This window comes from Pseudomonas sp. UME65, assembly GCF_014170225.1.
Classification (GTDB): domain Bacteria; phylum Pseudomonadota; class Gammaproteobacteria; order Pseudomonadales; family Pseudomonadaceae; genus Aquipseudomonas; species Aquipseudomonas protegens.
This window is the reverse complement of record NZ_LZZQ01000010.1, coordinates 544,800-565,183: the sequence shown is the minus strand read 5'-3', so window position 1 is coordinate 565,183 and position 20,384 is coordinate 544,800. Positions and strand designations below refer to the sequence as shown.

The window sequence follows — 20,384 nt, the reverse complement described above, 5'->3', positions numbered from 1 at the left end:
CGACTTAGGAAAATATCCGAAAAATAAACTTAGGAAAAACAGCAGGAAGCGCCTTTCTGTTCCAGGGGATATTTACCAAGCAATTGTCAAGTATTTCTGATAAGATGCCTGGCCAAATTAATTTTCCCGAAAGGTTAAATGGCCGCCATGCGAGTAAAAGCCTCCAACAGCAAAGCAAAACCAGCTCCCGCCGTTGAAACCAGTGAATCGATCAACGAACAGATCGCAGCGTTCCTGAAATCGGGCGGCGAAATCCAGCAGATCGCCAAAGGCGTCAGCGGCCAGACTTTCGGCCCGTCCAAGCAGATCAGCCTGGGCAAGAAGTAACTCCCCCGCGCATTATCCTGGTCCCTTAGCGCTTTGCCCCCAAAGCGCTAGGACAGGCACCCGCTCTCCTCCCCACTACCAGCAAATCGACGAACGGCCTTCAGCCAATGGCATTCGCCGGTATCCTTTACCCCCTCTAGATCAATCGTTTCAGCCGCCTTTCAGGTTGTCGCTCCGCGCAGTTCAGGGAGTGCTGCATGCTCAAATCCGCGTTGCTGGCCTGCAGCCTGCTGTTGGCCTGCCCCATTGCCCATGGGCAAATCTTCCAGCGCGAGCTGGGGGATTTCGACCTCAAGCTGGGCACCAGCCCCAGCCGCAGCATGGCCCAGGGCCTGGTAAAGCCGTCTTCCAGCGGCTCGTTCCACGGCGGCCTCGACCTGAGCCACGACAGTGGCTGGTATGCCGGCCAGTGGGCCCCCAGCATGGGCCTGAGCCCCTCCAGCAAACTGGAGGTGGATTCCTACCTGGGCTTCAAGCAGCCCTTCGACCAGACCCTGGGCTACGAACTGGGAATGATCCACTACAACTACCCGCAGTTGCGGACCCAGGACAGCCAGGAATTCTACGGCGGCCTGACCCTGCTCGGCAGCCGCTTCGGCGCGGCGTTCAGCAATGACCCGGACAAACGCAACAGCACCCTGTTCGCTGACCTGGGCGGCAACGTACCGTTCGGCATTGGCGTCAGCGTCAAATACACCACCCATCAACTGAACAATGGCGTCTCGATCGCCGACGGCGGCTACGTGGCCGGCTTCAATGACTGGTCGATCAAGCTCTCGCGCCCCTGGCTGGGGATCGACCTGAACCTGATCTACAGTGACTCCAGCCTCAGCGGCAACGACTGCAGCGCCTACTCCGGGCATAACCCGCAATGCGACGGCCTGCTCACCTTCAAGGCCGAACGGGCGTTCTACTGAACGTCTGAACTGCGAGGCACCTTCAGGGTTCAGATACAGCAACCCGCACTCGCAAGGACTCGAACATGGCGCGCCGCTGGCACCTCCTCATTCCGCTCCTGATCATCAGCCTGCTGCTGGGCGCCTGTAGCCGGGTCGGCCTGGCCTATCGCAACCTGGATGTGATCATTCCCTGGAACCTCAACGACTACCTGGACATGAACAGCGAGCAGAAGAGCTGGTTCAACCAGCGCCTGCAGCAGCACCTGAGCTGGCATTGCACCACCCAGCTTCCGGGTTACCTGGACTGGCTCGACCGCCTGCAACTGATGGTGCAGAACAACCAGGTCAGCGACCAGGGCTTGCAAGAGCGCACCCGGGAAGCCAAGCAAGCCATCGCCGAAACCGCCCAGCAGATCACCCCGTCCGCCGTGGAGCTGCTCCAGGGTCTGAACGACCAGCAAGTCAAAGAGATGAATTCCGCCTTCGCCAAGGACCTGCAGGAACACCAGGAGCAATACCTCAAGCCGCCGTTGGCGCAACAGATAGAGCAGCGCAGCCAACGCATGAGCAAGCGCCTGAACGCCTGGCTCGGCCCCTTGAGCCCGAGCCAGCAGCAACGGGTGGAACAATGGTCCAGCAGCCTGGGCGAGCAGAACCAGCAGTGGATCGCCAACCGAGCCCACTGGCAGGCGCAATTCAGCGCGGCCGTGGAGCAACGGCAAAACAGCGATTTCCCACAACGTATCGAGCAATTGCTGGTACACCGCGAGAGCTTATGGACGCCGGACTATCGCCAAGCGTACGCCCACACCGAACAGGCCGCACGCAGCCTGCTGGTGGACCTGATGGCACAAAGCACCCCGGCCCAGCGCCAGCGCCTGCTGAAGAAAATCGACGGAGTGCGCAAGGACTTCGCCGAGCTCAAATGCCTGCAGAACGCCCGCCAGGGCTAGGTGCAACCTAGGCGATCTGGGCCTTGGAGGCCACCTGATCGAAGGTCGCCGGATCTAGCGCATCGGCCTGCTCATCCAGCACCTGGCGCGGGTGATCATTGCCCGGGATGCTGCTGTCGATCAGGCACAGCAGGCTGGAACCACGGGGTGTGAGCACGAAGTTCTCGCCATTGCCCCCCTCCTTTTCCGGCCGGCTTTCGATAAAGCCCCGGTCCAGCAGTAACTTTTCGTACTCGGTGGCGGTGACTTTCAGGTCATCCAGATTGCCGGTGGGCTCGCCTTCCGCCGCCTTGGCCGCCGCATGCTGCTCGGCATAGGGCCGCGGAGTGAAGCTGTGGCCGGCGCCGTTCTGCACTTCGTGCAGCAGCCGTTCGATCAGATCCCAGTTATAAGTCGTCATCCTGATTCAACCTCCAGACAAGAGAATGAAATGCCTTCACAAGTTGTGACCGGCAGGCCATTCAGCCGTTCAGGAAATCCACCCCAGCCCGCCGCCCCCTGATCGGAAAACCGCTGGGCGGTTTGTCGATCCACTCCAGCGCCAAACGACTAGCGTGTGTAAGACCCATCGCCCCCACTGCCTTGAGGAGAGATGTCATGTCCGTTACCGAGCATCCCGTGGTCTCCCGGGAACAATGGCTGCAAGCCCGCAAACAGCACCTGATCCACGAAAAGGCCTTTACCCGCCAGCGCGACCAGCTCAGCGCCGAACGCCGGGCGCTGCCCTGGGTAAAAATCGACAAGCCCTATCAGTTTCATGGCCCCGATGGCCCGCTGGGCCTGGCCGATCTGTTTGGCGACCACAGCCAACTGCTGGTCTACCACTTCATGTTTGCCGAAGGTTGGGAGGAAGGCTGCAAGGGCTGCTCGTTCGTCGCCGACCACTTCGATGGCGCCAACCAGCACCTGGCCCACCACGATGTAGCGCTGGTGGCCATCTCCCACGCCCCTTATGCCGAGTTCCAGGCCTTTCGCCAGCGCATGGGTTGGCATTTCGATTGGTATTCCAGCGCCGGCGACGACTTCAACCAGGACTTCGGCGTCAGCCTCAGCGCCGAGCAACTGGCCCAGGGCACTGCCAGCTACAACTACGAACAGGCCAGTGGCGATGAGCAGGAGTTGCCCGGGCTCAGCGTGTTCTACCGCAACCCGCAAGGTGAGATATTCCACACCTATTCCACCTATGCCCGCGGGCTGGACCTGTTGCTGGGGGCCTACAACTTCCTCGACCTGACGCCCAAGGGGCGCAACGAAGAACAGATCATGGGCTGGGTCCGGCACCACGATCGCTACCAGGCAACGCCCCAGGGCAAGAGCAGCAGTTGCTGTTGTGACGATTGAGAACCTGTTCGCCGGCAGAACCTGCCGCAGGAGCCAGCTTGCCGGCGAATCGCACTCACAAACGGCACAAATCTGCGGCAGACTGTGACGACCCACCCAGCCAACTAAGCTGTAGACATGAGCGCCGCCTATCACAGCCTCCACGAATACACCCTGCGCATGAGCCGGGTGCTGGAGCATATCGACCAACACCTGGACCAACCCCTGGAGCTGGCGGACCTGGCGCGGGTCGCACATTTCTCGCCCTACCACTTCCACCGCCTGTTCAGCGCCTGGGTCGGCGAGCCCCTGGGTGCCTACCTGCGCCGCCGACGCCTGGCCTGCGGCGCCTACCTCATGGCCAGCCGCCCCTCGGCCTCAGTGCTGGAAATTGCCCTGGAAGTCGGCTTCGGCTCCGGCGAGGCATTTTCCCGGGCCTTCAAACAGCACTTCTCGGTCTCCCCCAGCACCTGGCGCGATACCGAGCCCAAACGCTGGCACCGCCGCCTGGACGACATCCGCGAACGCCGCCTGCGTGAATTGCGCAATCCTGATCAGACCCACATCCCCGCCTTCGACGATCCTGACGCCTTCATTCACCTGAAGGAAACCGCGATGAAGGTCACCCTGCAGCAACTACCCGCCACCCGCGTGGCCTACCTGCGCTACATCGGCGCCTACGGCCCGGGCATTGGTGTTTTCTGGCGCGAAACCGCAGCGCCATGGATGCTGGAACATCAACTTTTCAACCGCGTGCGCTACGGCATCGGCCACGACGACCCGGACCTCACCCCCGCCGACAAATGCCGCTACGACGCCTGCGTGGAAGTGCCCGAAGACTTCAAGGCCAGCGCCCCGGCCGTCGTCACCACCTTGCCCGGTGGTCTCTACGCCGTGGCCCACTACCGCGGCCTGGGCCCGGCTATCGCCGACGCCTGGATCGAACTGTGCCGCGACTGGCTGCCCAAGAGCGGCCTGCAATTCGACCCGCGCCCGGCCTTCGAACGCTACCCGGGGGATGCCTTCTACGACGTCAAGACCGGGGAGCTGGAGTGTGAGATCTGCATTCCGGTGAAAAAGCTATAACCCAAAAAGCACGTTGATCCCCCTGTAGGAGCGAGCTCGCTCGCGAACAACGCCAACGATAACGCGCCGCTACTGAAAGAACGCGACGCCCTGGCGCTCATCGCGAGCGAGCTCGCTCCTACAATCCCCCCACACACTCACTCAACGAGAAGGAATGGCCGTGATATCGCGAACGATGAACCTCGGCAGAGCACGAATGTAGAAGTTCTCCACATCCGAGTTACCGCTGTTGGTGATCGCCCCCAACATGGTCTTCATATTGCGCAACTGGCCCATGGCCCCGGCAGGCTGCAAACCATCGCGCTCCTGGGCGAAATGCAACACCTCGGCGCCGTCGCGCTTGACCTGCACCTTGTAGCCAAAGTCGACACTGGCAAGGATCGTATTGTCATCGACGACCATCGACACCAGCCCACCCTTGGAATCACTGAGGCGGCGCTTGTACACCGCATTCACATCCAGCAGGTAGTCGGCACTGTCCTTGGTGGCGGCGTAGCGATTGGCATTGCCCAACTGCCGGATCAACTCCATGCCCAGTTGCTGACGCAACTTGTCCTCGGGCAGAAAGCGCTCGCTCTCGCCCACCAGTTGCAGGTTGAAGGTGTCGATCCAGTACGTGGCGGTGGCGGGAATCTGCACCGGTTTGGGCGAGATGTAATAGTCCGGGGTTGAAGCACAACCGGCGAGCAGAACGAGGGTGAAGAGCAGAGACAACAGACGCATGGCGGATCTTCCTTGAGAAGGTTTTCAACAACGCACCGCCACCTGAAAACCAAGTGTGGCATGGCGATAAGCGTCGGCATTGTAAGCCAGGAAAATCGCGGCGGACCGGCTCGAAAAGATACTCTCGGCAAATTAGGAATTGCCTTACGGCAGAAGCAGACAATCCAGTAGGAATGAGGCTTAAAGGACAGGGAGGAACGCTGGATATAGTCGAGGGAGCGTTGAAAGAACGACCGGGTTTGGCGACCTGATTCACAGAGGGAATGCAAAAGATCCAGCTTGCAGGTATTTTGCGTCCGCACACGCAGTTCTATGACGGCTGTGCGCGGGAGATCTCAGGATCTGCCAACTTTACCTCTGTGGTCGGTTCGCCAACCTGCGTACAGCCGTCACCCTCTTGTTTGGCGACAACGGGTGTAGGCATTCAGCCAGTCAAACAGAGGTCTACACATGAACAGATACATGCCGATTACCGGCCACGACTGCAACACTCCCTCCCTGCTGATCCATACCCAAGCCCCCATTGACGTCCTGCACGATGCAGCGGCTTACCGCATTCGCGCCGTGACTCAACTGCAGGACACGTTGCTGCTCGGATGTCAGCGGTTTGCCCATACCTGCTTGCCCCAGCTGCTCAGCTTCGTACTGCTGTATCCAGCGTCGAACGGCCGTATCAGCGATATTAAGATCACGACAAACCTGTGGAACGCTCAGGCCCTGATCTTTGATCATCTTCACGACTTCCAACTTGAAGCTGTCATCGAATGTTCTGCGTTTGTTAGTTATGAAAAACTCCTCGACAGATGCATTTTCCACCTATCGAGGTGTCCGGGGAAATTAGACCACTACAAACACAGCACCCGTCCAGCTCAAAAAAACACCTTCCGCCAACCTCAGCAAACACTTTCACAATCTAACAGAAAGATACTCCTCACTCTCCAAAAGAGTATAAACGTCTTTCTTACAATCAAAATACACCTGGGCATCATCATATATCACTCGCCCTCCGAACGTTTTTCCTATCGCACAAGCAACAGCCACTGAAAACAACATATTATGCTTCGAACTCCTTGTAACTTGAGCAACAATAGGCAAATCCACTTCTGAGATCTCTCTCAAATCCTCAGCCACTTCCATAAAGCTAATCCAACAAAGAGGCTTCTGCTCTTGATCATGCACAAAGACAAAACTATCAATTAGCTCCCCCCCTCCGCCAAGATTCACACCAACCCTTAGCTGCCCTGCCGATATAAAAAAACCGGAAAGAAAGGTAAACAGTCCGCCTAAGAGACTCTTAAAATCAGGAACCACCCTGATCGGAACAAACAAACCAGCCGACATCATTCCCACCCTTTATATTGAGCAACTCGACCAGAAGATATATTCATCCAGCCATCCTGAGTTTTTATATAAATATTGCTCACCGTCCCTTCACCAACAACATTTGAGACTGGGGACCCCGACTTAAAGTGACTTAACATCTTTTCCATGGACACTCCTGTACTAGCTGCATCAATATACAAATCCCCCTTATACCCAGCTTTAGCCATATCCTCAGCACCACTAAGGATATTTCTTCTAACCGAGTTTATACTAGTCCCTTTGACTGTCTTAAGTTGAACAGGAACACCATCAAGCCAGCCATCAATGCCCGCAAAACTAGGTGTATCGGCCCCCTTAAATTCACCACCTCTAAAGGAAACGATATCAGATGCCTGTTTAAACTCGTGATCCTCTAAAGCCCCCCTAACTACAGTCCCTTTCTTTCCTGAAGGTAATGTCAACGTAAAATTAGCATCGTTAGCCGCTGGCTTATCAATACCTACAACCTTAGTTTCCCCAGAGACTAGATTTTTCGCGGTCTCTTTTGTAGCTGGCAGCTCCAAAGGCTTCGATGTCACCTTCGCGTAAGAAACTAGCTCACTCGTTCCATCAGGGTAGACGATCTTCATCGCATCATCACTGACCGTGACAACGCTGCCCTTTGGAACAACCGTGCCATTCGCAAGGGTTACTCTCTCAGAGAGTTTCACCGTAGTGTTGGCTTGAATGGTCGCGCTTTCAACGTACTTCGCACCATCAACGAGTACAAAATTAGGTGGCTCAATCGGTTTGGGTACAGCCACCGGCATCTGCGGCACATTCGGATCAGGCCCAACCCTCTCCAACTTGGCCAGCTTAGTCTCAATGCCACCGGTTGCCTTAACGGTGGTCGCGATGTCTTTCATTCCGCTGCTGGAGACTTCGACCCCCGCCTTGGAAAGCGTGGACGCTCCCTTAGCCGCACCTGTACCGCCAGAAGCGATTACCTGTGCATAGAGGGCCAGTGCTTGACCTAGCTGCTTGCCTAGATTCTCAGCATTCTCATCACCGCCAATGACTAGAGCATCACGCATTTGAGTAATTTGAGAACGGAAAGTATCTGCTGCTGCACCAAAGAGCTTTTGACCATCAACAGACAAGATAAACTCATTCATGGCATCGATGCTGGCGAGAGGGTCTTTCAGAACACCCGCTGCACCATTAAGGGTATCGATACCCGCACTTGCCATGCTATCGCTGAAGCTCTTGAATAGTGCGCTGCCAGTAATGAGGTCCTGATTACCAGAGACGCTTAGCCACTTACCATAAACCGCAAATTTTTCACGAAAACTTGGGGCCGCCGCCAGCTCTTTGGTCATTTGAACCATCTGCTGAGTGGCCAGCCAGTTGTTGTCAACATTGGCAATTGCCGCATTAGTCGCCGTGGCCGCGCCGTTCGGGTTGTTCATTGCGGCGATGCCGGTCACTACCGAGGCGATGATGTTGCGTTTTGCTTCGCGCTCTTCGTTGGTTTCGTTCGGGCTAGTCTCGTTGAACAGGCCCGCCAGTACGCTGCTGGCGGAACCACCCAGGGCGCCGGCCGAGCAGCTTTGGCTGCTTGCGGCAGCCCCCGCACACCCAAGGATCGCGTGCAAACCTGAATGTTCCAGGCTGCCTTCTTTCAGGCCGTTGAGCACCAGTTTGCCAATGTAGTCCGAGCCTTGTTGCTGGACATAATTGACAAACATGTTCTGCGCGAACTGCGAGGTGCTGCCGCTGACATTGCCACTGGCCCCAGCGACCAAGGCTGTAGCAATTTGCCGATAAGTACCGCCTGCCCCCCAATCTTTGGCAACGGTGTCAGCCCGCTCCTTCAGAGCGAGATAGTTATTGCGGTGGATCTGACGCTTTTCATCACTCAAATCCTGATTGTGTGCAGCGGCATACTCTTTATCAGCCTGCCTACGCGTCTCATCCACCTCCCGTGCACGGGACTCCAGGTACATGGAGGCGTTCTGGATAAACTTGCCGGTAATCTCGAAGCCGACCTGAATTTCCTTGGCATCGAAGATTGGCTTGAGCTTGTTACTGCCATCCCGGTCGCTGGACACATCAGTGTTGATGGCCGCTATAGCCTGCTCGGCTGTCTGGCCAGTCAATGCCTGTTGTTTTGCGCTATCGGTGATAGAGACCGTTGCTCCGCTGATACCACTCAGAGTCTTGCTACTTGAGCTATCGCCAGCAAACAACGCGATAGGAGCACTGACACTGACACCTTCTTTGCTCGCAATGACTGGGCCGTTCTTGTTGGCTGTCGCGCTAGCATTGCCATCCTTGTCACGCCCTACCTTGCCACCAAAGCCACCGCTCAGGTTGATACTGCTCGCATCGTATTCGGCCTTGTTCTTGATATCCGAACTCGTCAACGAGCCAGTGCTCAGGCTGTTCTTGCCGTCAGCCACAGCCTTATCTGTACTTGCAATGATTGCTCCCTTGAGGTCGGTATTGCCCCTGACCTCAACCTGGAAGCCACCATCGCCAGCCTTGATACCAGACTGTTCACTGACACTGGCATAGTCACTGTGCATCTTCTGCTGAGCAATGCCGCCACTGGCGCTGCTCATGCCATAGCAGAATGGTGGAATACAGAGACTGACCCCCACATTGGCACTCAGTTGCTCCGAGCGATAAGTACTGGTGTCCTGCAAGCTCTCGACATTGAGATTGCCACCCACATTGGCTTTGACCTGTTGACCGGAAACTACCGCACCTTTGAGAGAGGTATCACCACCGCTGTCGAGCCGTACCGTCTGCCCGGCTTTGATATAGGTGTTGGATTGCGTGACATCGTCACCATCCGACTTACCACGCCCTTTGTTCGCGGCCAGCTCAAAGGTAATGCCGTTACTCTCGCCAAAGCCAAAACCGACACCCGCGCTCCAGCCGCTGTTGCCATTGCTGCTTTGTTGATGAGCAGTATTCTGTGCCGCCAGCAGATTGACTTGGCCATCTGCTTTGAGATTAGCATCACCACCGGCTTCGATACGACTCCCCACAACATTCAAGTTGCTCGCTGCACCGGCGCCCTTGGCAACAATATTGACGTCTCCGCCTGCAACAACGCTGCTGCCCACCACGTTACTACCACTCTGGCTACCCTCTTTGTCGCTGCGGCTGTTGCTCAAATTGATGCTGATCTTCACGCCTGCACGAGGATCTACCATCAACGCCTGACCGGCCTCTACCGCCTGGTTGGCATTCATCGCGACATTGACTGCGGCCAATGCCAACATCCGACCATCGCTGGTTTCCTGGGCGGCCTTGCCCATTTGCTGAATCCCCTGCAGCGCATTCAACAATGGAACACTGACCGTGCCGCCAATGGCCGTTCGACTGGTACTGGCCGTGTTGTTGGTTTTGAGGGTGTCGAAACCGGCCTGGATATCCACCTGCTTAGCGTTGATATCAATATCGCCTTTAGGCGCAACGAGCTGGCTGGCTATCTGGTTGTAATGCTCTCCCGCTTTCAGGGAAACATTGCCCTCTAGCGAGGCGATCTGACTGCCCGACTGGCGGATGGTGTCGCTTTGATCGGTGCCCTTCTGTTTGACTACTCCGGTCGCTCCCTGCCACCAGGAGCCCACCTCACCGACTTTTTTACTGCTGGATTTGGAGTTCGCACTGCTAGTGTTTTCAGCACTGACCACCTCCAGATTGCGCCCAGCTTCGACCTGCAAATTCCGATCTGTAACCAATGTGCTTCCACGCACGCTGGTATCGCGGCCGCTGGTGATTTGCAGACTGTCGGCACTGATATCACTACCGATGCTTTGCGAAGCACTTTGCTCGGTTTGCTGGGCTTTCTTAGCTGCGGAAACCCAACCAGTGACGGTCATGCCAACCTTGCCGGACTGCTTGGACTGACTAGACGTCTGATGCACTTCGGCCGTACCGATTTCGATGTCGTTGCCGGCATTCAGTTTTACCGCTCCGTCTGCCCGCAGAGCCGTCGCCTTGAGAGAGATATCGTTATCCGCTCGCAGATCGATGCTCTGCGCAACCAACTCAGTAGTAGTCAGCGTCGTTTGGCTGGTCGAGCTGCTACTGGACTTACTCGAAAACAGACCTTTTTTGGATGAGGCATTGGCCTGACTTGCATAGTTCTCAGCAGCCTCGAGATTGATATCGCGCCCTGCAGTCGCCAGCAATGCCCCGGCGCTATAGACCTTGGCGCCTTCGGCATTGATATCCTGAGCAGCTGAAATAACGACTTTCTTTCCAGCCTCGATAGACGAGCTGACAGCGACATCGTTTTCGCTCTCGCTCATCTTCGAACTCTTCTTGCCCCACGCCCCTTTCTTGGCCTTGGAGTAATAGGAGTAATCGGTATTTTCAGCGGTCTCCAGATTCAGGTCATTGCCTGCGTAAAGATAAGCCTCATCCCCCGCACTCACCCGACTGGCAATCAGTTCCAGATCCTTACCGGCACTGAGTGCCACGCTGCCACCTGCAGTGACCACAGTAGAAACCTGCTGACCATGATCCTCCTGCCCCTTGAAGCTCTTGGTCTGGCTGAACCAGTGCTGCTCATTTGCCGCAGAGGCCAATGTCAGGTTTTCTTTAGCCGACATCGACACATCACGCTTGGCCTCAATCTGGCTGGCAATCGCCGTGATATCGCGACCAGCACTGATGGACAGGTCGCGACCCGCCTCAAGCGTCGAACCATGCTGGGTGACACTTTTGTCACGGTAGTTGGCGTTCAGCTGGTTGCCGACCACTTGCTCCACAGCCGTCAGGCTGACATCGCGGCCAGCGGTGATGCGGGTATCTGCGGCGCTCTTTAGGATTCCCGCGCTGTTATTGAAATCGCGTCCCGCATTGATGGTGAGGTTATTCGCAGCCTCAACCCGTGCAGCACTGTCGACAAAATCCCGTTGCTGCGCGAACGAATCCTTATTGCTTTGGTGCGAGGTCAAAGTGCGTTCGTTAACCACGTCCCCATCAGTTGCCGTCAAGGCCACATCGCGCCCAGCGATAACACCACCGGCCTTGTTCAGCAGATCCTTGCCCGCCGTCAGATTCAGGCCCTTGCCCGCCTCTGCCAACCCACTATTGACCAGGTTCGCCCCCGCCACCGCCGACAGGTCATTGGCCGCGCGCAGGGTGCCGACGTTGTTCAAGTCCTTGCCGGCAATCAGGCTCACGTCCTTGCCCGCGATCAGGGAGCCGTTTGGCGCCAGGCGGTTGTTGGCCTGGGCCAGGTACAGCACTGGCACCAGCACCTGTTCGCCGTTCACTTCATGGCTTTCCAGCCAGACGATGTCGTGGGTCAGGGCGGCGACTTGCTCGGAGGTCAGGGTTATACCCACCGCCAGGTCAAGCTGCTGCTTGCTCTGGATGGCGTTGTCCATCAGGTGCTTGAAGAGCTTTTCGTTGCTGTCCTGGCCGTCGATAAAGCGTTGGCCGGTGCGGGCCACCATGGCTTGCTGGATGAGTTTCTGTTCGTAGAAACCGTCCCCCAGGCGCTTGGCGCTTTCATCGGGGTTGTAGCCCAGGTTGGACAGCAGGTAGTCCGAGCTCATGAACTGCTTGAGGTTGGTCAGCGCCGGGTTGGTTTCGATCAGGTACTTGTGCGGCCGGGACAGGCTCGCGGCGTCCGGCAGGCCGGCGATCTGCGCAGGCGTCGGGGCCTGGGCCAAGGTGCTGCCCTGGCCGCTGAGGCGGAACAGGCCGTTGCCGCCGGTGGGCAGGGTGAAGCCCGGCAGTACCAGGGGGTTGACCTGTTGCTGGGCCAGTTCCGGGGGCAGTTGCGGGTTGATCCGGATCGGCGTCGAGTAGCCGTTGCCAACGCCGGTGTCGGTCAGGGTCTTGCCGGCGCCGACGTACTCGTAGAAGGAGCGGATCACGCTGTTGTCGAGGGTCTGGTCAGCCTTGAGGTTGACCTTGCCACCGGCCTGGATGGTGGCGGCGAAGGATTGGTCGCCGTCCACCACCTTGCTGCTGGAGGACAGCATCACCCCGGTCCAGGCAATGAAGGCGCTGAGGTCGGAGGCGAAGCTGCTCGAAGGCGTCGGGTTGTTGCGGGCGTTGAACGCGGCGGCTAGGGCTGCGGCGGTGCCGGTTTCGTTGACGAAGCTCCAGTAGCGCCGCAGGGTGGTGATTTCCTGGGGTTGCAGGCCCTGGTTGTGGACGGTCTCGGCCTTGACGTTGATGTCGCCGGCCGCGGTAATCAGGCTGCTGGTGTTGGTCAGGGTCTGGGTGTCGATCTGCAGGTCGGCGCCGCTGTTGAGGCTGGCGGCGGCGCTGCTGTTGGTCACCCGCAGGCGGTCGGTCTCGGCCACTTCCCACAGGCCGTTGATGCGGCCACCGCCGCGGTCGTCGCAGCCGGCGCCGGGAATCAGGGTGCAGGACAGGCGAGTGATACTGGCCGCGCTCTTTTCGTGCTCGGTGTACTGCAGCACGTCCATGACGTTGTTGACGGTGGTGGCGGCGATGCTCAGCTTGCCCAGGCTTTCGATATCCCCGGAACGGTTGTCCAGCAGGTCGGCCCTGGCTTGCTGGTCGTCCTTGGCGATCAGCGCGGCACCCAGGCTGTACACCTGGGCATAGCGGTTGGTGAAGCTCGTGGTCAGCAACTGCATATTGCCGCCGCTGGAGATCAGGCCATGGTCGTTGACCAGGGTGGCGGCGTTGAGGCTCAGGTCTTCGCCGCTGCCCAGGGTACCGAGGTTGTGGATGCTGGCGGCATTCAGCAGCAGCTTCTGGCTGGCGGTGATACGCCCGGCGCTGTTCAGCGCACCGTCGATCTTCAGGGTGCCGTTGGCGCCACCGGCGATGCTGGCGCTGTCCGCCAGGTCCAGTTGGGCGGCATGCAGGTCCAGTTGACCAATGCTGCTCAGGCGCCCCTTGCCGCTGTAGCTGCCGTTCAGGTCGAGGTTGAGCGCGGCGTCACTGCCGATCAGGCCGTCATTGCTCCAGTGGCTGCCGCTGCCGGTCAGGCCGGTGCCCGCCAGGAGCTGGCCATCGGCGGTCTGGGTCAGGTGGTCGACCTTGACCAGCAACCGGTCGGCTTGGATTGCACTGCTGTTGGTCCAGCGCTCGGCTTCCAGGGTCAGTTGGCCGGCGGTCTTCAGGCGGCCGCCGACGTCTTCGAGGTTGGCCATGGAGATGCCGAACACGCCACTGCCGCTGTGCAGCAGGCTGCCGCCGCGGTTGTTGAAGCCGCCGGCGTCGAAGGCCAGGTCGTTGTTGGCGGTTTCCAGGGAGCCGTCGCGGTTGTCGAAGGTGCCAGCGATGCTGAACCGGGTCTTGCTGGCCAGGCCCAGGGCCCGCAGTTGCCCGCGCTGGTTGTCCAGGCTGGCAGCAGCGGTGGCCAGGGTACTGCCGCTTTCGATCAGGCCCTGGCGGTTGTTCAGGGCACCAGCCAGCTCCAGCTCGATCTGCCGGGCGCTGATCTGGCCGGCGCTGTTGTCCAGCTCCCTGGCGCTGATATGCAGAGCCTGCTGGGCGAAGAGCGCGCCGTCGCGGTTGTCGAGGCGGCCATCGGCCGCGGTTTCCAGGGTGGCGCCGCCGTTGAGGGCGGACACCTTGCCGGCCCTGTTGTCGAGGTGGCCCGCCTTGAGCGTCAGGTCGCCCTGCTGGGCAATCACTTGTCCGCCTTGGTTACCGGCGTCGGCCGCCACATCGAGGCCCAGGGTGGTCTTGGCCTGCAGCAGGCCTCTGGCGTTATCCAGACGCTCGGCATTGAGTTGCAGGTCGGCTTCGCGGCTGAGGATCTCTCCGCCATCGCTGTTCTGCACTTCGCCACTGGCGCTGATCAACACCGACTCATTGGCCGCGACCCGGCCCTTCTGCCGGTTGTCCAAGTGTTCGGTGAACAGCCGCAGCCACTGCTGGCTGGAAAGTTCGCCGCCCTGGTTCTCAACCTTAGTGCTGCGCTTGAGCAGCAAAGGGCCAGCGGCGGACAGGGTGCCCTGGTTGTTGATCAAGTGTCCCAGCAGGTCGAGGGTAACGCCCTGCTTGCCGGTGAAGGTGCCGTGGCTGTTGTCCAGGTCGCTGCCGATGAACTCCAGGTCGCCAGCGGCGTTGACTGTGCCGCCCTGGTTGCCCAGGGCCATGGCCTGCAGGGTCAGGGTGGCGGCGCTGTCGATGGAGCCGCCCTGGCTGTTGTCCAGCAGGTCGCTGAGTTTAAGGCTCTGTGCACCCGCGCTGGAGATCACGCCCTTGAGGCTGTTGTCGAGGCTGGCGGCCTTGACGTCCAGGGCCTGCTGGCTGACCAGGCCGCCGCCCTGGCTGTTGTTCAAGGCGTCGCTGAGGGTGACCTCGACACCGCCCTTGAGGCTGGAGACGGTGCCCTTGTTGCTGTTGTTCAAGCCCGTGCCATTGAGGGTCAGACCCTGCCAGCCCGAGAGCAGGCCGCCCTGGTTGTCCAGTTCCGCAGTACCGGTAATCTCCAGGGTCTGTTGCGCCAGTACCACGCCGGTGAGGTTGTCCATGCCGGCCAGTACCAGGGTGCTGCTGCCCTGGCTCGACAGCTCGCCACCGCTGTTGCCCAGGTGGCCCAGGGTGGCATTGAGGGACTGCTGGCTCTTGATCAGGCCGCCCTGGCCGTTGCGCACTTGCTCGGCATCGAGTTGCAGGCGCTCGGCGCTCAGCAGCTTGCCCTGACGGCTGTTATCCAGAGCCCCGGCACTGACCGTCACCTGGCGCTGCCCGCTCAGGGTGCCGCCCTGGTTGTTCAGGGTCTGGGCCGTGTTCAGGGTCAGGTCGCGGCTGGCGACAATGCTCTTGCCGCGGTTGTCGAGATCCCGGGCGTTGAGGCTGATATCGCCGTTGGCGTTGCGAGAGTTATCGGTATTGACCCCGGCTTCGATGATGCCCTGGTTGCTCAGTTGGCCACTGCTGTCCAGCTGGATGCTGTCGCGGGCGGCGAGAGTTTTCTGGCTGCTCAGGTCACCCTTGGTCTGCACCTTGAGATCGGTGCCAGCGTAGACCGCGCCCTGGGCCTCCAGGCTGCCGGCCTTGATCGCCACCGCGCCCTTCTCGGCAGTGGCGTCCGCCATGCGCAACTGGCCGTTGGCATCCAGTTGGATATCACCGCCACTGGCGATCAGCTTGCCGTCGAGCTTCACCCCCACTCCGGCCTCGGTGCCCACCAGCTTGATCGCTCCGGCGTACATGCCGCCCAGGGCTGATGAGTCGATGGCCAGTTGCGGTGCATCCGCCGGGTTGGCGGTGCGGGTCGTGGCGTTCAAGGTCTTGGCGTCGACGTCGTTGGCCCCGGCGATCACCGCCAGGTGCCGGGCCTGGATCTCGGCGTTGATCTTGGCGCTGCGGGTGATGATTTCGAACTGGTCGATATTGCTCGCGTTGAGGCCCGCACCCTCGATGGCGACGCTGCCCTGGTCCACCTGGTAACGCTGGACCTGGCCGTTCTCGATCACCGGCTTGCCGGTGGTCAGGGTGGCTTTTGGGGTGTTGATAAAACCGCAGCCATTGCAGCTCACGCCATAGGGGTTGGCGACGATGACATGGGCCGCTTGCCCGGCCACTTCGGTGTAGCCCTTGAGCTGGCTGGGGCTGCCGCCGTTGACCTCGTTGAGGATCACATTGGCCGCGCGGCCACCCAGGTTGGGGTTGCCGAGAATGATCCCGCCCAGTTGGGTTTCCTGGGTGCGGCCGGTGGCGTTGTTGAGGATCAGCCCCTGCTGGCCGACGTTGTAGTCGCTGAACTTGTTGTGCGACAGGCCGCTGCCATTGGGCGTGGCAATGTTGACGATGGGCACGCCATTGCCGGCCTGTCCCAGTGTTGTACCGCTGCCGTTGACCACGATGCCGTCGGCCATCGCCACCAGAGGCTGCCAGAACATCACGTTGGCCAGGATGAACGCCAGACCGCGTTTGGACAGCCCCCAGAACGAATCCCGCGCTTGCAGGGTGGCGGAAGGCTGGCGGGCCAGAAAGGCGAACTGACGAGCGTCCATGTCGTATATCTCGGGCAAAGAGCGGAGTTAAAGGAACAGATCCAGGCGGAAATAGATCGGGGCTTCCCGTTCACTCAGGGCTTCGGGCCGTTCGAGGGAATGGGCAAAGGTCACGCTGGCGGCAAGGTGCTTGCCCCGGGCGAAGAATTCGATGGAGTCGCTGGAGACCCGGCCATGCTGCTCGGCGTTGTAGCGGTCGTTGCGGATCGCGCCGAAGTCATAGCCCAGCCCCGCGCCGTATTCGGCGAACACCGGGCGCAGCCAGTCCCAGCCCACCGGACGAGTCCAGCGCAGGTCGTTGCGCCAGTAGTAGCCGCTGTCGCCATTGAGGCTCTGGTCCTTGTAGCCGCGGATCGAGGACTGGCTGCCCAGGCTCATGCGTTGCGAGCTGAACAGCAGGTCCTCGCTGCGCTGGCCGGTGACCAGGCTGCTGAACACCAGGGACTCTTCCCACAGCTTGAACGGCTGCAGGTAGCTGGCGGTGGCGGTGTACTTGCGGTAGCGGGCGTTGGCCTGGCGATTGCCGTATTTGTCGCGCTGGTTTTCGCGCTGGGCATCGAAGGCGCCAATACCGTCCTGCAGCCCCAGGTCGAGGTTGAGGAAGGCACTGCCGATACGCCGGCCGTGGTTGATGCCGAACTGGGCTTCGCTGAGGCGGTTGCTGCTGTTACTCAGCTTGCTGTCTTCGATGTAGTTGTTGGTGCGCAGGTAGCTCAGGCCGCTGTTCAGCGAGGTCTTGCTCAGGGCGTCGCGATGGATCACCCGCTCCAGGCGCAACTGGTGGTTCTGGCTGTCGCCGGTCTGCTTGAAGTTGAAGCCCTGGCCCTGGGCCAGGGAACGGTATTCGCTCTGGCTGTAGCTGTAGCTAAGGTTCCACCAGCCAAACGGCAGGTTGTAATAGAGCATGGCGTTGCGCGAGGTTTTCTGGTGGTCGCTGATGGCGTCGTGGCCGCCGCGCAGCACCAGTTGGTCGGCCAGCCCCAGGGGGCTGTCCCATTCGAAGGAGCTGCCCCACTGCTGCTCGCCGGTGCTCTTCTGGCCCTCGTTGCTGCGTGATAGGCCAACGCGCCAGGGCTTTTGCGCGTTGTTCTTGACCAAGACCTCGCTGCCGCCCACGGCCTGGCCCGGGGCCAGTTCCATCTGCGCCTGGTTCGACGGCAGGCGGTTGAGCTGGTCCACCATCTGTTCGATCTGCCGCAGGTTGAGCAGCTCACCGCTACTGCCGGGGAAGGCCATGTTCAGCTCACGGGCACTGAGCTTGCTGTCTTCGGCGGCCTTGAGCCCTTCGAGCTTGCCCTCCACCACCAGCACTTGCAGGTGGCCGCTGGAGAGATCTTGCTGCGGCAGGTAGGCACGGCTGGTGACCAGGCCTTTTTCGATATAGCGGTCGGTGATGACCTTGAGCAGTTCATTGAGCTGCGCTACCCCCAGGCACTGGCCGATGTAGGGCTGGAGCAGGCGCTCGCGCTCGGCAGCCGACAGCGAGTCGGCGCCCTTGAGCTGGATGTCCTTGATCGGGAAGCAGCGGCTGTCGGCCGGCGCCGTGGGCGCTACAGGCGCGGCGCTCTTGCCGGGCAGGTCCTTGAGTTCTTCGAGGCGCCGCTGCTGTTCTTCCAGCAGGCGGTTCTGGCGGTCGCGGATCAGGTCCTGGTCGCCGGGGTTGAAAGCCGGGCCCGGCAACGGCGCGGCAGTGGCGCTGGGCAGCGCAGTGACCAGCAGCAAGCAGGACAAGGCACAGCACAACCTCATCCCGAGGGTGGAGAGAGACATATTCGGTCCTTCGAAACGGCAGCAAGGGTAGAGAAAGGGCGCGCGATGTTAATGTGCCACCATTCTGACGTCAATTAAGCGCGAGCATCGTCGATGGATGGCTGGTTTTGCGGGGCACGCGCCCTGCTACAAGGCCGGATGCTAGAGCTATCGGCGGCGCCGGCAAATCAGATCCATCTGAATTGCCGAGTAAGAATTCCTGATCAGGCACGGCAATCAAAGCCGCGGCCACCGGCTCAATCCAACTGAACTTTCCCTGCCTCCGCTGCCTCAACCGGATGACTGCCCGTTCCGAATCACGAGGCCTACGCCATGAAGAACCTGAGCATTCTTACCCTCGCCAGCAGCCTGCTGTTCGCCCTGCCCGCCTGGGCCTGCACCCCGGACGAAGCCACCGCCAAGCGCGAACAGCTGGCCCAGGAAGTCAGCAAGATCACCGAGCAGAACCCGGCCAAGGCCAAGGAGATCAACGCCGAACTGCAGAAGATGGACCTGAGCACCTCCAGCAAGGACCTGCCGGACAATTGCCAGTTGATCGACCAGCGGCTCAAGGAACTGGCCACTGCCGAGAAAAAGGCCGAGAGCTGACACCCGCAAAGCAAAAAGCCCGGACCAGGTCCGGGCTTTTCATCTGCATCAGGCGCCAGGCTTATTCAGCGGCGGGGGCCTGTGGCTTGCGGCGCTTGAGCGGCGCCAGGCCATCCTGGCTGACCAGGCTGTCGCTCTTTGGCCGGTTGGCGGTCTTGCGCTTGGTCGGGGCCTTGGCCACGGCCTTTTTCTTGTCGCCCTTGGCGTCGGTCTTTTTCTTCTTCACGCCCACCGCCTTGCCGGAGGCCTTGACCTTCTTCGGCCCGCTGTAGGTGCCTTTGACTTCCTTGATGGTGCGGCGCTCGAAGCTCTGCTTGAGGTAGCGCTCGATGCTCGACATCAGGTTCCAGTCGCCGTGGCAGATCAGCGAGATGGCCAGGCCATCGTTGCCGGCACGGCCGGTGCGGCCGATGCGGTGCACGTATTCGTCGCCGCTGCGCGGCATGTCGAAGTTGATCACCAGGTCCAGGCCGTCAACGTCCAGGCCGCGGGCAGCGACGTCAGTGGCCACGAGGATCTTCACCCCGCCCTGCTTCAGGCGGTCGATGGCCAGCTTGCGGTCCTTCTGGTCCTTTTCACCGTGCAGGACGAAAGCCTTGTAGTCCTGGGCCACCAGGCGGCCGTAGATGCGGTCGGCCATGGCCCGGGTGTTGGTGAAGACGATGGCCTTCTGGTAGGTCTCGTTGGCCAGCAGCCAGTTGACGATCTGTTCTTTGTGCTGGTTGTGGTCGGCGGTGATGATCTGCTGACGGGTGGTTTCGTTCAGCTGGCTGACGCTGTTGAGTTGCAGGTGCTCAGGGTTGTTGAGGACCTTGGCGACCATTTCCCGCAGGCCGGAGCCGCCAGTGGTGGCGGAGAACAGCATGGTCTGCTGGCGGTTCGGGCATTCGTCCACCAGGCGCTGCACGTCTTCGGCAAAGCCCATGTCGAGCATGCGGTCGGCTTCGTCGAGCACCAGCACTTCGACTTCCTTCAAGTCCAGGTTGCCGGCGTTGAGTTGCTCCAGCATGCGCCCCGGAGTGCCGATGAGGATGTCCGGCACCTTGCGCAGCATGGCAGCCTGGACCTTGAAGTCTTCACCACCGGTGATCAGGCCCGACTTGATGAAGGTGAACTGGGAGAAACGCTCGACTTCCTTGAGGGTCTGCTGGGCCAGTTCCCGAGTCGGCAGCAGGATCAGGGTCTTGATGCTGACGCGGATCTTCGCCGGGCCGATCAGGCGATTGAGGATCGGCAGGACAAAAGCCGCGGTCTTGCCGCTACCGGTTTGTGCCGTCACCCGCAGGTCACGCCCTTGCAGCGCGAGCGGAATAGCCGCTGCTTGCACCGGCGTCGGCTCGACAAATTTAAGCTCGGCCACGGCTTTGAGCAGGCGTTCGTGCAGGGCGAATTGGGAAAACACGGGTGCTACCTCGAAGATATGCAAAAAA

The 20,384-nt window shown here is 60.0% G+C and carries 12 protein-coding genes and 1 pseudogene; 6 read left to right on the top strand and 7 right to left on the bottom strand.

What is annotated here, in order from left to right:
• Window positions 1-138 precede the first annotated feature (138 nt).
• The 3 genes from A9971_RS10320 to A9971_RS10310 all read left to right on the top strand — a co-directional run bounded on the left by A9971_RS10320 (window position 139) and on the right by A9971_RS10310 (window position 2,179).
• Entirely contained in the window at window positions 139-327 is a 189-nt protein-coding gene (locus tag A9971_RS10320; RefSeq protein WP_016962619.1) for a hypothetical protein, read from the top strand.
• 197 nt (window positions 328-524) lie between these two features.
• On the top strand, window positions 525-1,244 hold the full coding sequence (locus A9971_RS10315; protein ID WP_065363342.1) for a TorF family putative porin: 720 nt from the start codon (window positions 525-527) through the stop codon (window positions 1,242-1,244).
• 65 nt (window positions 1,245-1,309) lie between these two features.
• Entirely contained in the window at window positions 1,310-2,179 is an 870-nt protein-coding gene (locus A9971_RS10310) for a DUF6279 family lipoprotein (RefSeq protein WP_125062213.1), read from the top strand.
• A 7-nt stretch (window positions 2,180-2,186) separates the two neighbouring features.
• On the opposite strand, the gene A9971_RS10305 is transcribed toward A9971_RS10310, so the two are convergent.
• Window positions 2,187-2,579, bottom strand: a complete 393-nt coding sequence (locus A9971_RS10305) for a transcriptional regulator (protein ID WP_183000561.1) — start codon at window positions 2,577-2,579, stop codon at window positions 2,187-2,189.
• A gap of 197 nt (window positions 2,580-2,776) precedes the next feature.
• Here A9971_RS10305 and A9971_RS10300 point away from each other — a divergent pair, with 197 nt between their 5' ends.
• Both A9971_RS10300 and A9971_RS10295 read left to right on the top strand, forming a co-directional pair.
• Complete coding sequence (locus A9971_RS10300) at window positions 2,777-3,520, top strand: thioredoxin family protein (protein ID WP_053149676.1); 744 nt, start codon at window positions 2,777-2,779, stop codon at window positions 3,518-3,520.
• A gap of 117 nt (window positions 3,521-3,637) precedes the next feature.
• Window positions 3,638-4,585 carry a GyrI-like domain-containing protein gene (locus A9971_RS10295; protein ID WP_041116594.1) on the top strand — a complete coding sequence of 316 codons (948 nt, stop codon included), beginning with the start codon at window positions 3,638-3,640 and terminating at the stop codon, window positions 4,583-4,585.
• A 141-nt stretch (window positions 4,586-4,726) separates the two neighbouring features.
• On the opposite strand, the gene A9971_RS10290 is transcribed toward A9971_RS10295, so the two are convergent.
• From A9971_RS10290 to A9971_RS10270, 5 genes and pseudogenes are all read right to left on the bottom strand, one after another.
• The gene (locus A9971_RS10290) at window positions 4,727-5,308 is read right to left on the bottom strand and encodes a hypothetical protein (RefSeq protein ID WP_183000560.1); all 582 of its coding nucleotides are present in this window, start codon (window positions 5,306-5,308) and stop codon (window positions 4,727-4,729) included.
• Window positions 5,309-5,878: 570 nt separating this feature from the next.
• Window positions 5,879-6,094 (bottom strand): annotated as a pseudogene (locus tag A9971_RS32885) (transposase); the annotation flags it as partial.
• Window positions 6,095-6,214: 120 nt separating this feature from the next.
• A complete protein-coding gene (locus tag A9971_RS10280; protein WP_183000558.1) occupies window positions 6,215-6,649 on the bottom strand; it encodes a hypothetical protein in 435 nt (144 codons plus the stop codon).
• Window positions 6,649-16,596 (bottom strand): hemagglutinin repeat-containing protein, encoded by a 9,948-nt coding sequence (locus tag A9971_RS10275; RefSeq protein WP_183000557.1) that lies wholly within the window; start codon window positions 16,594-16,596, stop codon window positions 6,649-6,651. The genes A9971_RS10280 and A9971_RS10275 overlap by 1 nt, the downstream gene beginning before the upstream one ends.
• 27 nt (window positions 16,597-16,623) lie before the next feature.
• Window positions 16,624-18,366, bottom strand: coding sequence for a ShlB/FhaC/HecB family hemolysin secretion/activation protein (locus tag A9971_RS10270; RefSeq protein WP_183000556.1), 1,743 nt, complete (start codon window positions 18,364-18,366; stop codon window positions 16,624-16,626).
• Window positions 18,367-18,678: 312 nt separating this feature from the next.
• Here A9971_RS10270 and A9971_RS10265 point away from each other — a divergent pair, with 312 nt between their 5' ends.
• Window positions 18,679-18,954 (top strand): hypothetical protein, encoded by a 276-nt coding sequence (locus tag A9971_RS10265; RefSeq protein WP_183000555.1) that lies wholly within the window; start codon window positions 18,679-18,681, stop codon window positions 18,952-18,954.
• 61 nt (window positions 18,955-19,015) lie between these two features.
• Here A9971_RS10265 and A9971_RS10260 read toward each other — a convergent pair whose 3' ends face one another.
• Window positions 19,016-20,356: a DEAD/DEAH box helicase gene (locus A9971_RS10260; protein ID WP_011059887.1), complete on the bottom strand. Its 1,341-nt coding sequence runs from the start codon at window positions 20,354-20,356 to the stop codon at window positions 19,016-19,018.
• Between the last annotated feature and the right edge of the window lie 28 nt (window positions 20,357-20,384).